The organism is Streptomyces camelliae, assembly GCF_027625935.1.
Taxonomy (GTDB): domain Bacteria; phylum Actinomycetota; class Actinomycetes; order Streptomycetales; family Streptomycetaceae; genus Streptomyces; species Streptomyces camelliae.
The window spans coordinates 3,895,332-3,908,485 of sequence record NZ_CP115300.1 but is presented as its reverse complement, the minus strand read 5'-3'; the positions used below and the strand labels follow the sequence as shown (position 1 = coordinate 3,908,485).

Sequence of the window (13,154 nt, the reverse complement as noted above, 5' to 3'; positions counted from 1 at the left end):
CCTCTAGCCCCGGCTCAGCTCCTCGGCCCGGGCGGCCCGGCGGGCGAACACCTCGTCCCGCCGGTCCGCCATCTGCCTGAGGGCGTCCTTCTTCTCCCGCTTGGACAGCCGGTCCAGATAGACGTGCCCATAGGTGTGGTCGGTCTCGTGTTCGAGGCAGCGGGCGAAGTACCCCGTGCCCTCGATGACGACGGGGTTGCCGTCCTTGTCCTGTCCCCGTACCACGGCCCGGTCCGGCCGCGGCAGCGCCATCACGGCACCCGGCACCGACAGGCAGCCCTCGCCCTCGTCGAGCAGCCGTCGCCCGCTCGACGGCGTCTCCAGCACCGGATTGACAATGTGTCCGACATGCCGGACTCCGTCGTCATCGGGGCAGTCGTACACGAAAAGGCGCAGATCGACCCCGACCTGATTCGCCGCCAGTCCCGCGCCCTCGGCGACGTACATGGTGAGGAACATGTCGTCGATGAGCGCGGCGAGGTCGGGTCCGAACTCCGTGACGTCCCGGCACGGCTTGTGCAGGACCTCCTCGCCGACCTCGGTGATCCGCCGTACCGCGCCACGCCCGGCCTCGGGGGCGTGACGCGGGTAGTGGTCGACGGGGCTTCCCTGGACGAACACGCGTGGCATCGCGCGGTCTCCTTCGCTCGTGGACGGACCGCCGGACGGCGGCCCGGGCCGAGCATGTCAGGTACGACCGGCCTGACGCACGGGATGGCACACGGGAACGCCGCAAGGGCCGCTGCCCCTGAGCGGCTGCGGCCCTACGCGCGTCGAAAGGTGCGGGATGACCTCAGAGCACCCGCACGGCGCCGGTCGGCGGGTCGTACGACAGCGGGTGCTCCCCGACGCCGCTGGAGGGGTTCTGCGCGCCGACGAACATGCCGTCGCCCACGTACACCGCGACGTGGTACGCGCTGCCCGCGCTGCCCCAGTACAGGATGTCGCCCGGCTGGAGGTTGCTCAGCGAGACCTGGGTGCCGGCCGTCGACTGGTCCTGGGAGACGCGAGGCAGGCTGACGCCCACCTGCTTGAAGGCCGTCTGCACCAGACCGGAGCAGTCGTAGGCGGAGGGGCCGGTGGCACCGGAGACGTAGGCCTTGCCGATCTGCGCCTTCACGAAGCTGATCACGGCGGCGGCCGAACCGGTCGCCGTGGAGGAGCCGGTGGAGGAGGACGAGCCGGTGCTCGACGACGCGGAGAGGACCGTGCGCTCCGCGTTGCGCGAGGCACGCGCGGCGGCCTGGATGCGGGCCTCCTCGTCGGCCTTCTTCTTGGCCTCCGCGGCCTTCTGCTTCGCCTCGGCCAGGTCCGCCTTGGCCTGCTTCGCGGCATTCGCGGCGGCCGCGTCTCGCTCGGCCTGCAGCTGGTAGTTCGCGGCGGCCTGCTGCGTGGCGTCCGCGGTCTGGGCCGCCTGGGCGGCCAGGTCGGCCGTCAGGGTGGGCAGTTCGAGGGTCTGCGTCACCGGCTCGGCCGCGTTCGCCGAGCCGGACGCCCCGGCGACTGCCAGGGTGCTGAGGACGCCACCGGCAACTCCGGCCCGCATCGCGAGGGTCGACGCGCTGCGGCGGGGCTTCCGGTGGCTGCGTATGTGAGCGGTGTGGGACATGGGAACAACCGGTATCAGGGGCTCCTTCATATCTTCAAGAAACGTGTCCTGCGCCACAGTTGCTCAATCGAGACCTCAAATCCCGGGCGCGTCGCTCTTTATTGACGCCGTAACGGACATTGCGGACTGCGGTGATCAAGCCCTTGATCACGCTCTTTGATCATTACGCCCGAATTGCCCCCCACCTACCACTGGTTGCGGTCGTTGGCCAAGCCCGGTTCTCAGAGGCCTCTCATCGATGTGGCGGAGGTCACGGAACGGTTACCGGAACGGCGGCGTCCCCTGCGCACACGAAATGACGGCATCCCTGCGCACGGAGCTCGTGAACGCGCGCACACGTCCGGCCGCCGTCCACATCACGCCCCGCGCTCCCCCTGATGTGTGAACGCGGTCCTCTATCAAGGAGTCGTGTCCAGCGCCAATTTGCATGCAGGCGAACTCTCTTGATATGGAGACGCCCCCTCCGGCCTGCGGCGACAAGCCAGAATGTCACTTCTGGTGATCAACTGAACGCTTCGCGTATGAAGATCACTCATCATCCGACTTCATGATCCTTCGTCAGGTGGTGGAGATCACAAAGCTTGTGGAATACCCCGTGTCGCAGATCACAGAGTGCCGGGCATAAGATGCGTGGCAGCTGGGCTTGTGACCTGCTTCACATGTTCTCGATCTTCGCCCGGGACGAGCGGGGTTCGGGGGACCGGTGAGGCCGGTGTGGGCCCTGTGCAACCGCCAGCAGTCAGCGCCGACTGAGAGGAGCGAGGAGCGGTGAACGCGTATGCGCCCATCCTCGTACTGGGAGCCCTCGGGGCAGGCTTTGCGATCTTCTCCGTGGTCATGGCCACGCTGATCGGTCCGAAGCGGTACAACCGCGCCAAGCTCGAAGCCTACGAGTGCGGTATCGAGCCGACCCCCACGCCGGCGGGCGGCGGGCGCTTCCCCATCAAGTACTACCTGACGGCGATGCTCTTCATCGTCTTCGACATCGAGATCGTCTTCCTCTACCCCTGGGCCGTCACCTTCGACGCCCTGGGGATCTTCGGGCTCGTGGAGATGCTGCTCTTCGTGCTCACCGTCTTCGTCGCGTACGCGTACGTATGGCGGCGCGGCGGCCTGGAATGGGACTGAGGGGCCTTTAACGACATGGGACTCGAAGAAAAGCTGCCGAGCGGATTCCTGCTGACCACCGTCGAGCAGGCCGCGGGCTGGGTGCGCAAGGCGTCCGTCTTCCCCGCCACCTTCGGCCTCGCCTGCTGCGCCATCGAGATGATGACCACCGGCGCCGGCCGTTACGACCTGGCGCGCTTCGGCATGGAGGTCTTCCGCGGCTCACCGCGCCAGGCCGACCTCATGATCGTCGCCGGCCGGGTCAGCCAGAAGATGGCGCCGGTGCTCCGGCAGGTCTACGACCAGATGCCCAACCCCAAGTGGGTGATCTCCATGGGCGTCTGCGCCTCCTCGGGCGGCATGTTTAACAACTACGCGATCGTCCAGGGCGTCGACCACATCGTCCCGGTCGACATCTATCTGCCGGGCTGCCCGCCCCGCCCCGAGATGCTGATGGACGCGATCCTCAAGCTCCACCAGAAGATCCAGACCTCCAAGCTCGGCGTGAACGCCGAGGAGGCCGCCCGCGAGGCGGAGGAGGCCGCGCTCAAGGCCCTGCCCACGATCGAGATGAAGGGGCTGCTGCGGTGAGCGACGCGAACGGCAACGGCACGGGCGGCGTGAACGGGTCCGCGAACGGGGTGAACCCCGAGAAGGACCTCTCCGCCTCCAACCTCCCCGGCCAGCGCGGCCAGGGCGGCGAGGAGATCCGCGTCCAGCGGGGCATGTTCGGCGCCAACAACGGCGGTGACACCTCCGGCTACGGCGGACTCGTCCGCTCGGTCCGCCTCCCCGGACCGGCGAGCAGGCCCTACGGCGGCTGGTTCGACGAGGTCGCCGACGAACTCGAAGGCGCCCTGGAGGAACAGGGACTCCTCCCCGAGAACGCCATCGAGAAGACGGTCGTCGACCGCGGCGAGCTGACCCTCCACATCGAACGCGAGCACCTGCTCCGCGTCGCCCGCACCCTGCGCGACGACCCCGCCCTGCGCTTCGAGCTGTGCACCGGCGTCAGCGGCGTCCACTACCCGCACGACAAGGGCCGCGAGCTGCACGCCGTCTACCACCTGCGCTCGATCACCCACAACCGGCTGATCCGCCTCGAAGTCAGCGCCCCCGACGCCGATCCGCGCATCCCGTCGCTGGTCTCCGTGTACCCGACGAACGACTGGCACGAGCGCGAGACCTACGACTTCTTCGGCATCGTCTTCGACGGTCACCCGGCCCTGACCCGGATCATGATGCCGGACGACTGGCAGGGCCACCCGCAGCGCAAGGACTATCCCCTCGGCGGCATCCCCGTCGAGTACAAGGGCGCCCAGATTCCGGCTCCGGACCAGCGGAGGTCGTACTCGTGAGCACGCAGTCAGCATCCGCGGCCGACGCCGCATCGGCGCGCGAGACCACCGAGGGCACCGTATACACGGTCACCGGTGGTGACTGGGACGAGATCGTCCAGTCCGCGACCCGCGCGGACGACGAACGCATCGTCGTCAACATGGGTCCTCAGCACCCCTCCACCCATGGAGTGCTCCGCCTCATCCTGGAGATCGAGGGCGAGACCGTCACCGAGGCCCGCTGCGGCATCGGCTATCTGCACACCGGCATCGAGAAGAACCTCGAATTCCGCACGTGGACGCAGGGCACCACCTTCGTCACGCGCATGGACTACCTGACGTCCTTCTTCAACGAGACCGCCTACTGTCTCGCCGTCGAGAAACTCCTCGGCATCGAGGACGACATCACCGAGCGCGCCACGATCATCCGGGTGCTCCTGATGGAGCTGAACCGGCTCTCCTCCCACCTGGTCGCCATCGCCACCGGCGGCATGGAGCTGGGCGCCACCACGATCATGATCTACGGATTCCGTGATCGTGAAATGATTCTCGACCTCTACGAGCTCATCACGGGCCTGCGCATGAACCACGCGTACATCCGGCCCGGCGGACTCGCCCAGGACCTGCCGCCCGGCGCGGTGGACCAGATCCGCGAGTTCGTGAAGAAGATGAAGAAGAACCTCCCGGAGTACGACAAGCTCGCCACCGGGAACCCCATCTTCAAGGCCCGCATGCAGGACATCGGCTATCTCGACCTGGCCGGCTGCATGGCCCTCGGCGCCACCGGCCCGATCCTGCGCTCCGCCGGCCTGCCGCACGACCTGCGCAAGGCACAGCCGTACTGCGGCTACGAGACGTACGACTTCGAGATCCCGACCGCCGACACCTGCGACGCCTACGGCCGCTTCCTGGTCCGCCTGGAGGAGATGCGCCAGTCGCTCGGGATCGTCGAGCAGTGCCTGGACCGGCTCCAGCCCGGACCGGTCATGGTCGCCGACAAGAAGATCGCCTGGCCCGCCCAGCTCGCCCTGGGACCGGACGGACTCGGCAACTCCCTCGACCACATCAAGAAGATCATGGGCACCTCCATGGAGGCCCTGATCCACCACTTCAAGCTCGTCACCGAGGGCTTCCGCGTCCCGCCGGGACAGGCGTACGCGGCCGTCGAGTCCCCCAAGGGCGAACTCGGCGTGCACGCCGTCTCCGATGGCGGCACCCGCCCCTACCGGGTCCACTTCCGCGACCCGTCCTTCACCAACCTGCAGGCCATGGCGGCGATGTGCGAAGGCGGCCAGGTCGCCGACGTGATCGTCGCCGTCGCGTCCATCGACCCCGTGATGGGAGGCGTCGACCGGTGACCACCTCTTCTTCGGAGCGGGGCGTCAGCCTGGGCATGCCCGAACTGCCCGCGCCCGCGTACCCGGACGACGTCCGGGCCCGGCTGGAGGCGGACGCGCGCGAGGTCATCGCGCGCTACCCGGACTCCCGCTCCGCCCTGCTGCCGCTGCTCCACCTCGTGCAGTCGGAGGAGGGCCATGTCACGCGCACCGGAATGCAGTTCTGCGCGGACATGCTGGACCTGACCACGGCCGAGGTCACCGCCGTCGCCACCTTCTACACCATGTACCGGCGGCGGCCCTCCGGTGACTACCAGGTCGGCGTGTGCACCAACACGCTGTGCGCCGTGATGGGCGGCGACGAGATCTTCGAGAGCCTCCAGGAACACCTGGGCGTCGGCAACGGCGAGACCACCGACGACGGCAAGGTCACCCTGGAGCACATCGAGTGCAACGCGGCCTGCGACTTCGCGCCGGTCGTGATGGTCAACTGGGAGTTCTTCGACAACCAGACGCCCGGCAGCGCCAAGCGCCTGGTCGACGATCTGCGCGCGGGACGGCCCGTACAGCCCACGCGCGGGGCTCGGCTGTGCACCTTCAAGGAGACCGCGCGGATTCTGGCCGGCTTCCCCGACGAGCGGCCCGGGGCCGTCGAGGAGGGTGGCAGTGCGGGACCCGCGTCGCTGGTGGGCCTTCGCCTGGCAAGGGGAGAGGCCGCACCCGCGCGCGTGGTCCATCCGCGCGGAGGTCCGCATGAGGAACCCCAGGACGCGCCGTCCGCGGAACGTGACGCAGAGGAGGGGGAGTGATGACCGTGGCAGCCGAACTCAAGGACACCAGCCCCGAAAAGCTGCTCGCACCCGTGCTGTCGGCCTTCTGGGACGAGGACCGGTCCTGGACGCTGGACGTCTACCGGAGGCACGAGGGGTACGAGGGGCTGCGCAAGGCGCTCGCCATGTCACCGGACGACCTGATCGCGTACGTCAAGGACTCCGGGCTGCGCGGCCGAGGCGGCGCGGGATTCCCGACCGGAATGAAGTGGCAGTTCATTCCGCAGGGTGATGGAAAACCGCACTATCTAGTTGTCAACGCCGACGAATCGGAGCCCGGGACCTGCAAGGACATCCCGCTCCTCTTCGCGAACCCGCATAGCCTCATCGAGGGCATGGTGATCGCGTGTTATGCCATCAGGTCGTCGCATGCCTTCATCTATCTGCGTGGTGAAGTCGTTCCCGTTCTGCGGCGGTTGCACGAGGCCGTGCGCGAGGCCTACGCGGCGGGCTACCTCGGCGAGAACATCCTGGGCAGCGGGCTCGACCTGGAACTCACCGTGCACGCGGGCGCCGGCGCGTACATCTGCGGTGAGGAGACCGCACTGCTCGACTCGCTCGAAGGCCGCCGTGGTCAACCGCGGCTGCGTCCCCCTTTCCCTGCTGTCGAAGGGCTCTATGCCTGCCCGACTGTTGTGAACAACGTCGAGTCGATCGCGTCGGTTCCCGCCATCCTGAAAAACGGGAAAGAATGGTTCAGGTCGATGGGCAGCGAGAAGTCCCCGGGCTTCACGCTCTTCTCGCTCAGCGGCCATGTCGCCAGCCCCGGCCAGTACGAGGCACCGCTCGGCATCACGCTCCGCCAGCTCCTCGACATGAGCGGCGGCATGCGCCCCGGCCACCGCCTCAAGTTCTGGACGCCTGGCGGCTCCTCGACGCCGATGTTCACCGACGAGCACCTCGACGTCCCTCTTGATTACGAAGGAGTGGGCGCCGCCGGTTCCATGCTCGGCACCAAGGCCCTGCAGTGCTTCGACGAGACGACGTGCGTGGTGCGGGCGGTGACCCGCTGGACCGAGTTCTACGCCCACGAGTCCTGCGGCAAGTGCACGCCCTGCCGTGAAGGGACGTACTGGCTGGTGCAGTTGCTGCGGGACATCGAGGCCGGCAAGGGCACCATGTCCGACCTCGACAAGCTCGCCGACATCGCCGACAACATCAACGGCAAGTCGTTCTGTGCCCTCGGCGACGGCGCCGCCTCCCCGATCTTCTCCTCGCTGAAGTACTTCCGCGAGGAGTACGAGCAGCACATCACGGGCCGGGGCTGCCCCTTCGACCCGGCCAAGTCGACGGCCTGGGCGGACCGCCCGGAGGTGAACGCATGACCGTGACCACCAACGCCCCCGGCGCCGGGGGAGAGGCGGCGGTCCCGCCGGAGGACCTCGTCACGCTGACGATCGACGGCATCGAGATCAGCGTGCCCAAGGGCACCCTGGTCATCCGCGCCGCCGAGCAGCTCGGCATCGAGATCCCGCGGTTCTGCGACCACCCCCTCCTCGCCCCCGCCGGTGCCTGCCGGCAGTGCATCGTCGAGATCGAGGGCCAGCGCAAACCGGTGGCGTCCTGCACCATCACCTGCACCGACGGCATGGTGGTGAAGACCCAGCTGACCTCGCCGGTCGCCGAGAAGGCCCAGAAGGGTGTGATGGAGCTGCTGCTCATCAACCACCCGCTGGACTGCCCGGTCTGCGACAAGGGCGGCGAGTGCCCGCTGCAGAACCAGTCCATGTCGCACGGCACCGCCGAGTCCCGCTTCGACGGAAAGAAGCGGACCTACGAAAAGCCCGTGGCGATCTCCAGCCAGGTGCTGCTCGACCGCGAACGGTGCGTGCTGTGCGCGCGCTGCACCCGGTTCTCCAACCAGATCGCCGGCGACCCGATGATCGAGCTGCTGGAGCGGGGCGCACTCCAGCAGGTCGGCACCGGCGAAGGTGACCCGTTCGAGTCGTACTTCTCCGGCAACACCATCCAGATCTGCCCGGTCGGCGCCCTGACCTCGGCGGCCTACCGGTTCCGCTCGCGCCCCTTCGACCTCATCTCCTCGCCCTCCGTGTGCGAGCACTGCTCCGGCGGCTGCGCCACCCGCACCGACCACCGGCGCGGCAAGGTCATGCGGCGGCTCGCCGAGAACGACCCCGAGGTCAACGAGGAGTGGATCTGCGACAAGGGACGCTTCGCATTCCGGTACGCGCAGGCCAAGGACCGCCTCGACACCCCGCTGGTCCGGGGCGCCGACGGCGTCCTGGAGCCCGCCTCCTGGCCGGAGGCGCTGGACGCGGCCGCGCGCGGGCTGAGCGCCGCCCGCTCCCGGGCCGGCGTTCTCACCGGCGGCCGGCTGACCGTCGAGGACGCCTACGCCTACAGCAAGTTCGCGCGCGTGGCGCTCGACACCAACGACATCGACTTCCGCGCGCGCGTGCACAGCGGCGAGGAATCGGACTTCCTGGCCTCCCAGGTGGCCGGCCGCGGCCGTGACCTCGACGGTACGGGCGTCACGTACACCTCACTGGAGAAGGCGCCCGCCGTCCTGCTGGTCGGCTTCGAGTCGGAGGAGGAGGCGCCCGGCGTCTTCCTGCGGCTGCGCAAGGCCTGGCGGGGGCGCAAGCAGCAGGTGTTCTCGCTGGCCACGCACGCCACGCGCGGGCTGGAGAAGGCGGGCGGCACGCTGCTGCCGGCCGCGCCCGGCACCGAGCCCGAGTGGCTGGACGCCCTCGCGAGCGGTGTCGGCCTGGAGGAACCCGGCACCAGGGCCGCGGAGGCGCTGCGCGGTGAGGGCGCGGTGATCGTCGTCGGTGAGCGGCTCGCCTCGGTCGCGGGCGGCCTCACCGCCGCCGTACGGGCGGCCACTGCCACCGGCGCCCGGCTGGTGTGGATCCCGCGCCGGGCCGGAGAGCGCGGCGCCGTCGAGGCGGGCGCGCTGCCGTCGCTGCTGCCGGGCGGCCGTCCGGCGACCGACCCGCGCGCGCGGGAGGAGGTCGCCGCCGCCTGGGGGCTCGCCGAACTCCCGCTGCGCTACGGCCGCGACACCCACCACATCGTCGAAGCCGCCGCCACCGGCGAACTGTCGGCCCTCGTGGTCGCGGGCGTCGAGGTCGCCGACCTGCCCGACCCGGCACGCGCGCGTGAGGCACTGGACAGCGTCGGTTTCCTGGTGTCGCTGGAGCTGCGGCCCAGCGAGGTCACCGAGCGCGCCGACGTCGTCCTGCCGGTCGCCGCGGTCGCCGAGAAGGCGGGCACCTTCCTCAACTGGGAGGGCAGGGTGCGGTTCTTCGACGCCGCGCTCAAGCCCGACCAGATGACCCGCCGCCTCGCCCCGACCGACGCGCGCGTGCTGCACATGCTCGCCGACGCCATGGACGTCCATCTGGGCCTGCCGGATCTGCGTACCACGCGCGCGGAGATCGACCGGCTCGGCTCCTGGGACGGCCCGCGCGCCGCCGAGCCCCAGGAGTCCGCGGGTGTGCTGCCGCGTCCGGCCGCCGGTGAGGCCGTGCTCGCCGGGCACCGGCTGCTGCTCGACCAAGGCGTCCTCCAGGAGGGAGACGAGGCGCTCGCCGGCACCCGGCACGCCGCACACGCGCGCGTGTCCGCGGCGACGGCCGCCGAGGCGGGCGTGCAGGACGGCGACCTCCTCGCCGTCACCGGCTCCGCCGGAACCGTCGAACTCCCGCTCCGGATCACCGAGATGCCCGACCGGGTGGTCTGGCTCCCGCTGAACTCCGTCGGCACCGGCGTCGCCTCCGACACCGGGGCACAGCCCGGCTCCCTCGTCCGCATCGGCCCGGCGGCAGTCGCCGAAGAGGCCCCCAAGGAGGTGGAGGCATGAGCCCGTACCTCGCCGCTGAAGACCTCTCGATGTTCGGCCGCGACCCCTGGTGGCTGGTCGTCATCAAGGCCGTCTTCTGCTTTGCCTTCCTGATGGTGACCGTGCTGTTCTCCATCGTCTGGGAGCGCAAGGTCGTCGCCTGGATGCAGCTGCGCATCGGCCCCAACCGGCACGGCCCCTGGGGCATGCTCCAGTCGCTCGCCGACGGCGTGAAACTGATGCTCAAGGAAGACGTCATCGTCAAGCGCGCGGACAAGGTGGTCTACATCCTCGCGCCGATCGTCGCGGCCATCCCGGCCTTCATGGCGATCGCGGTGATCCCCTTCGGCCCGGCCGGCAACGAGATCTCGATCTTCGGCCACCGCACCACGATGCAGCTCACCGACCTGCCGATCGCGATGCTCTACATCCTCGCGGTCGCCTCGGTGGGCATCTACGGCATCGTCCTCGCGGGCTGGAGCTCCGGATCCACCTACCCGCTCCTCGGCGGCCTGCGCTCCTGCGCGCAGATGATCTCCTACGAGATCGCCATGGGCGCCGCGTTCGCCTCCGTGTTCCTCTACTCGGGGTCGATGTCGACGTCCACGATCGTGCAGCAGCAGCACGACCGCTGGTACATCCTGCTGCTGCCGGTCTCCTTCATCCTCTACATCGTCACGATGGTCGGCGAGACCAACCGCGCCCCCTTCGACATGCCGGAGTCCGAGGGCGACCTGGTCGGCGGCTTCAACACCGAGTACTCGTCCATCAAGTTCGCGATGTTCATGCTCGCCGAGTACGTCAACATGGTGACGGTCTCGGCCGTCTCCACCACCCTGTTCCTCGGCGGCTGGCGCGCTCCCTGGCCGATCAGCGCCTTCTGGGAGGGCGCCAACCACGGCTGGTGGCCACTGCTCTGGTTCGTGATCAAGGTCCAGCTGCTGCTGTTCTTCTTCATCTGGCTGCGCGGCACTCTCCCGCGCGTGCGCTACGACCAGCTGATGAAGCTCGGCTGGAAGGTCCTCATCCCGGTCTCGGTGACCTGGCTGATGCTGGTGGCGACCGTACGTGCCCTGCGCAACGAGCACTACGACTTCGCCGACATCGCCCTCTATGTCGGTGGTGGTGTCCTCGCCCTGCTGCTGCTCTCCTTCGTCGCCGACATGTTCCGCGAGAAGGCGAAGACGACCGAGGAGCCCGGCGTGCAGGAGGCCGGATTCGACCCGATGGCGGGCGGATTCCCGGTCCCGCCGCTGCCCGGACAGGAGCTGCCGCCGGTGCCGAGGCGCCGCCCCCGCCGCGAGCGCGAGCTGATTGTCAGTGGTGGGTCGGACACTGTCAGTGACGGAACTTCGGATGGAAAGGAGGCGTCCGATGGCTGAGGAGCCCAAGGAGACCAAGCCCGGTTTCCTGAACCCCGTGGCCGGCTTCGGCGTGACCTTCAAGGCCATGTTCAAGAAGCGGCTGACCGAGCAGTACCCGGAGCAGAAGAAGACCACGGCCCCGCGGTTCCACGGACGGCACCAGCTCAACCGCCATCCGGACGGCCTGGAGAAGTGCGTCGGCTGCGAGCTGTGCGCCTGGGCCTGCCCCGCCGACGCCATCTACGTGGAGGGCGCCGACAACACCGACGAGGAGCGCTACTCGCCGGGCGAGCGCTACGGCCGCGTCTACCAGATCAACTACGCCCGCTGCATTCTGTGCGGCCTGTGCATCGAGGCGTGCCCCACGCGCGCGCTGACGATGACCAACGAGTTCGAACTGGCCGACTCCAGCCGCGCCAACCTCATCTACACCAAGGAACAGCTCCTCGCCGGGCTCGAAGAGGGCATGGTCGACACGCCCCACGCGATCTTCCCGGGGACGGACGAACAGGACTACTACCGGGGCCTGGTGACCCAGGCCGCGCCCGGCACGGTACGGCAGGTCGCCGTCTCCAAGGGCGAGACCACCGAGGACCAGGAGCAGGAGGTGGAAGCATGAGCCCGCAGCTCGCCGCCTACACCACCTCCACCGGTGAGGCCTTCCAGTTCTGGGTGCTCGGGACGGTCGCGGTGATCGGCGCCCTGGGTACCGTCTTCATGAAGAAGGCCGTGCACAGCGCGCTGAGCCTCGCCGGGACCATGATCGTCCTGGCGGTGTTCTACCTCGCCAACGGCGCCTACTTCCTGGGCATCGTGCAGATCGTCGTATACACGGGCGCGATCATGATGCTGTTCCTGTTCGTGGTGATGCTCGTCGGCGTGACGGCCGCGGACTCGCTGCGGGAGACCATCAAGGGCCAGCGCTGGCTGGCCCTTCTCTGCGGGGTCGGCTTCGGCGTCCTGCTGTTCGCCGGCATCGGCAACGCCTCCCTGAAGGAGTTCGACGGCACCGGCCAGGCGAACGCGCACGGCAATGTGGAGGGCCTCGCCTCCCTCATCTTCACCAAGTACGTCTTCGCCTTCGAAATCACCGGCGCCCTGCTGATCACGGCCGCCGTCGGCGCCATGGTGCTCACGCACCGGGAGCGCACCGAGCGCGCCAAGACCCAGCGCGAGCTGTCCGAACAGCGCGTCCGCGAGGGCAAGCACGTCCCGCCGCTGCCCGCCCCCGGTGTCTACGCCCGGCACAACGCCGTGGACATCGCCGGTCTGCTGCCCGACGGCACGCCGTCCGAGCTGACCGTCAACAAGACGCTGCGCGAGCGCGGCCAGATCCGTGACGTCTCGGCGGAGGCGCTCAGCGACCTGCGGGCGCTGGAGCAGCGCGCGGAGGAGCGCCTGGAGCGCACGGCGATCGAACCGGCGACGTTCAAGCGGTCCGAGGAGGCGTCGAAGTGAACCCGGTCAACTACCTCTATCTCTCGGCCCTGTTGTTCACGATCGGTGCGACCGGCGTTCTGATCCGGCGCAACGCCATCGTGGTCTTCATGTGCATCGAGCTGATGCTCAACGCCTGCAACCTCGCGTTCGTCACCTTCTCCCGGATGCACGGCAACCTCGACGGCCAGATCATCGCCTTCTTCACGATGGTCGTCGCCGCCGCGGAGGTCGTGGTGGGCCTCGCGATCATCGTGTCGCTGTTCCGTACCCGCCACTCGGCCTCGGTCGACGACGCCAGCCTGATGAAGCTGTAAGGGGTCGGAAG

13 protein-coding genes are annotated in these 13,154 nt (G+C 68.9%); 11 read left to right on the top strand and 2 right to left on the bottom strand.

Going from position 1 to position 13,154, the window contains the following annotated elements:
- Nucleotides 1-3: 3 nt before the first annotated feature.
- Nucleotides 4-630 (bottom strand): peptide deformylase, encoded by a 627-nt coding sequence (def, locus tag O1G22_RS17695; RefSeq protein ID WP_270082224.1) that lies wholly within the window; start codon nucleotides 628-630, stop codon nucleotides 4-6.
- Between the two features lie 163 nt (nucleotides 631-793).
- Nucleotides 794-1,609 carry a C40 family peptidase gene (locus O1G22_RS17690; RefSeq protein ID WP_270082223.1) on the bottom strand — a complete coding sequence of 272 codons (816 nt, stop codon included), beginning with the start codon at nucleotides 1,607-1,609 and terminating at the stop codon, nucleotides 794-796.
- A 768-nt stretch (nucleotides 1,610-2,377) separates the two neighbouring features.
- Here O1G22_RS17690 and O1G22_RS17685 point away from each other — a divergent pair.
- From O1G22_RS17685 to nuoK, 11 genes are read left to right on the top strand one after another with little or no spacing between them, the layout of a single operon-like run.
- Complete coding sequence (locus O1G22_RS17685) at nucleotides 2,378-2,737, top strand: NADH-quinone oxidoreductase subunit A (RefSeq protein ID WP_003992243.1); 360 nt, start codon at nucleotides 2,378-2,380, stop codon at nucleotides 2,735-2,737.
- Between the two features lie 15 nt (nucleotides 2,738-2,752).
- On the top strand, nucleotides 2,753-3,307 hold the full coding sequence (locus tag O1G22_RS17680) for a NuoB/complex I 20 kDa subunit family protein (protein WP_003998928.1): 555 nt from the start codon (nucleotides 2,753-2,755) through the stop codon (nucleotides 3,305-3,307).
- Nucleotides 3,304-4,074 carry an NADH-quinone oxidoreductase subunit C gene (locus O1G22_RS17675; RefSeq protein WP_270082222.1) on the top strand — a complete coding sequence of 257 codons (771 nt, stop codon included), beginning with the start codon at nucleotides 3,304-3,306 and terminating at the stop codon, nucleotides 4,072-4,074. Before O1G22_RS17680 ends, O1G22_RS17675 begins: the two co-directional genes overlap by 4 nt.
- Complete coding sequence (locus O1G22_RS17670) at nucleotides 4,071-5,411, top strand: NADH-quinone oxidoreductase subunit D (protein WP_270082221.1); 1,341 nt, start codon at nucleotides 4,071-4,073, stop codon at nucleotides 5,409-5,411. Before O1G22_RS17675 ends, O1G22_RS17670 begins: the two co-directional genes overlap by 4 nt.
- On the top strand, nucleotides 5,408-6,199 hold the full coding sequence (nuoE, locus tag O1G22_RS17665; RefSeq protein WP_270082220.1) for an NADH-quinone oxidoreductase subunit NuoE: 792 nt from the start codon (nucleotides 5,408-5,410) through the stop codon (nucleotides 6,197-6,199). Before O1G22_RS17670 ends, nuoE begins: the two co-directional genes overlap by 4 nt.
- A complete protein-coding gene (gene nuoF, locus O1G22_RS17660; protein WP_270082219.1) occupies nucleotides 6,196-7,545 on the top strand; it encodes an NADH-quinone oxidoreductase subunit NuoF in 1,350 nt (449 codons plus the stop codon). Before nuoE ends, nuoF begins: the two co-directional genes overlap by 4 nt.
- A complete protein-coding gene (locus O1G22_RS17655; RefSeq protein ID WP_270082218.1) occupies nucleotides 7,542-10,046 on the top strand; it encodes an NADH-quinone oxidoreductase subunit G in 2,505 nt (834 codons plus the stop codon). The genes nuoF and O1G22_RS17655 overlap by 4 nt, the downstream gene beginning before the upstream one ends.
- Nucleotides 10,043-11,407, top strand: a complete 1,365-nt coding sequence (gene nuoH / locus O1G22_RS17650) for an NADH-quinone oxidoreductase subunit NuoH (protein ID WP_225100516.1) — start codon at nucleotides 10,043-10,045, stop codon at nucleotides 11,405-11,407. The genes O1G22_RS17655 and nuoH overlap by 4 nt, the downstream gene beginning before the upstream one ends.
- Entirely contained in the window at nucleotides 11,400-12,008 is a 609-nt protein-coding gene (gene nuoI / locus O1G22_RS17645; RefSeq protein WP_270082217.1) for an NADH-quinone oxidoreductase subunit NuoI, read from the top strand. The genes nuoH and nuoI overlap by 8 nt, the downstream gene beginning before the upstream one ends.
- A complete protein-coding gene (locus O1G22_RS17640; protein WP_270082216.1) occupies nucleotides 12,005-12,847 on the top strand; it encodes an NADH-quinone oxidoreductase subunit J in 843 nt (280 codons plus the stop codon). The genes nuoI and O1G22_RS17640 overlap by 4 nt, the downstream gene beginning before the upstream one ends.
- Nucleotides 12,844-13,143 carry an NADH-quinone oxidoreductase subunit NuoK gene (gene nuoK, locus O1G22_RS17635; protein ID WP_071384283.1) on the top strand — a complete coding sequence of 100 codons (300 nt, stop codon included), beginning with the start codon at nucleotides 12,844-12,846 and terminating at the stop codon, nucleotides 13,141-13,143. Before O1G22_RS17640 ends, nuoK begins: the two co-directional genes overlap by 4 nt.
- Nucleotides 13,144-13,154 lie beyond the last annotated feature (11 nt).

Excerpts from the sequence above, each read along its gene's own strand:
- nuoI (WP_270082217.1), top strand. The coding sequence starts at position 11,400 with ATGGCTGAGGAGCCCAAGGAGACCAAGCCCGGTTTCCTGAACCCCGTG.
- O1G22_RS17655 (WP_270082218.1), top strand. The coding sequence starts at position 7,542 with ATGACCGTGACCACCAACGCCCCCGGCGCCGGGGGAGAGGCGGCGGTC.
- def (WP_270082224.1), bottom strand. The coding sequence starts at position 630 with ATGCCACGCGTGTTCGTCCAGGGAAGCCCCGTCGACCACTACCCGCGT.
- O1G22_RS17690 (WP_270082223.1), bottom strand. The coding sequence starts at position 1,609 with ATGTCCCACACCGCTCACATACGCAGCCACCGGAAGCCCCGCCGCAGC.
- nuoH (WP_225100516.1), top strand. The coding sequence starts at position 10,043 with ATGAGCCCGTACCTCGCCGCTGAAGACCTCTCGATGTTCGGCCGCGAC.
- O1G22_RS17640 (WP_270082216.1), top strand. The coding sequence starts at position 12,005 with ATGAGCCCGCAGCTCGCCGCCTACACCACCTCCACCGGTGAGGCCTTC.
- O1G22_RS17680 (WP_003998928.1), top strand. The coding sequence starts at position 2,753 with ATGGGACTCGAAGAAAAGCTGCCGAGCGGATTCCTGCTGACCACCGTC.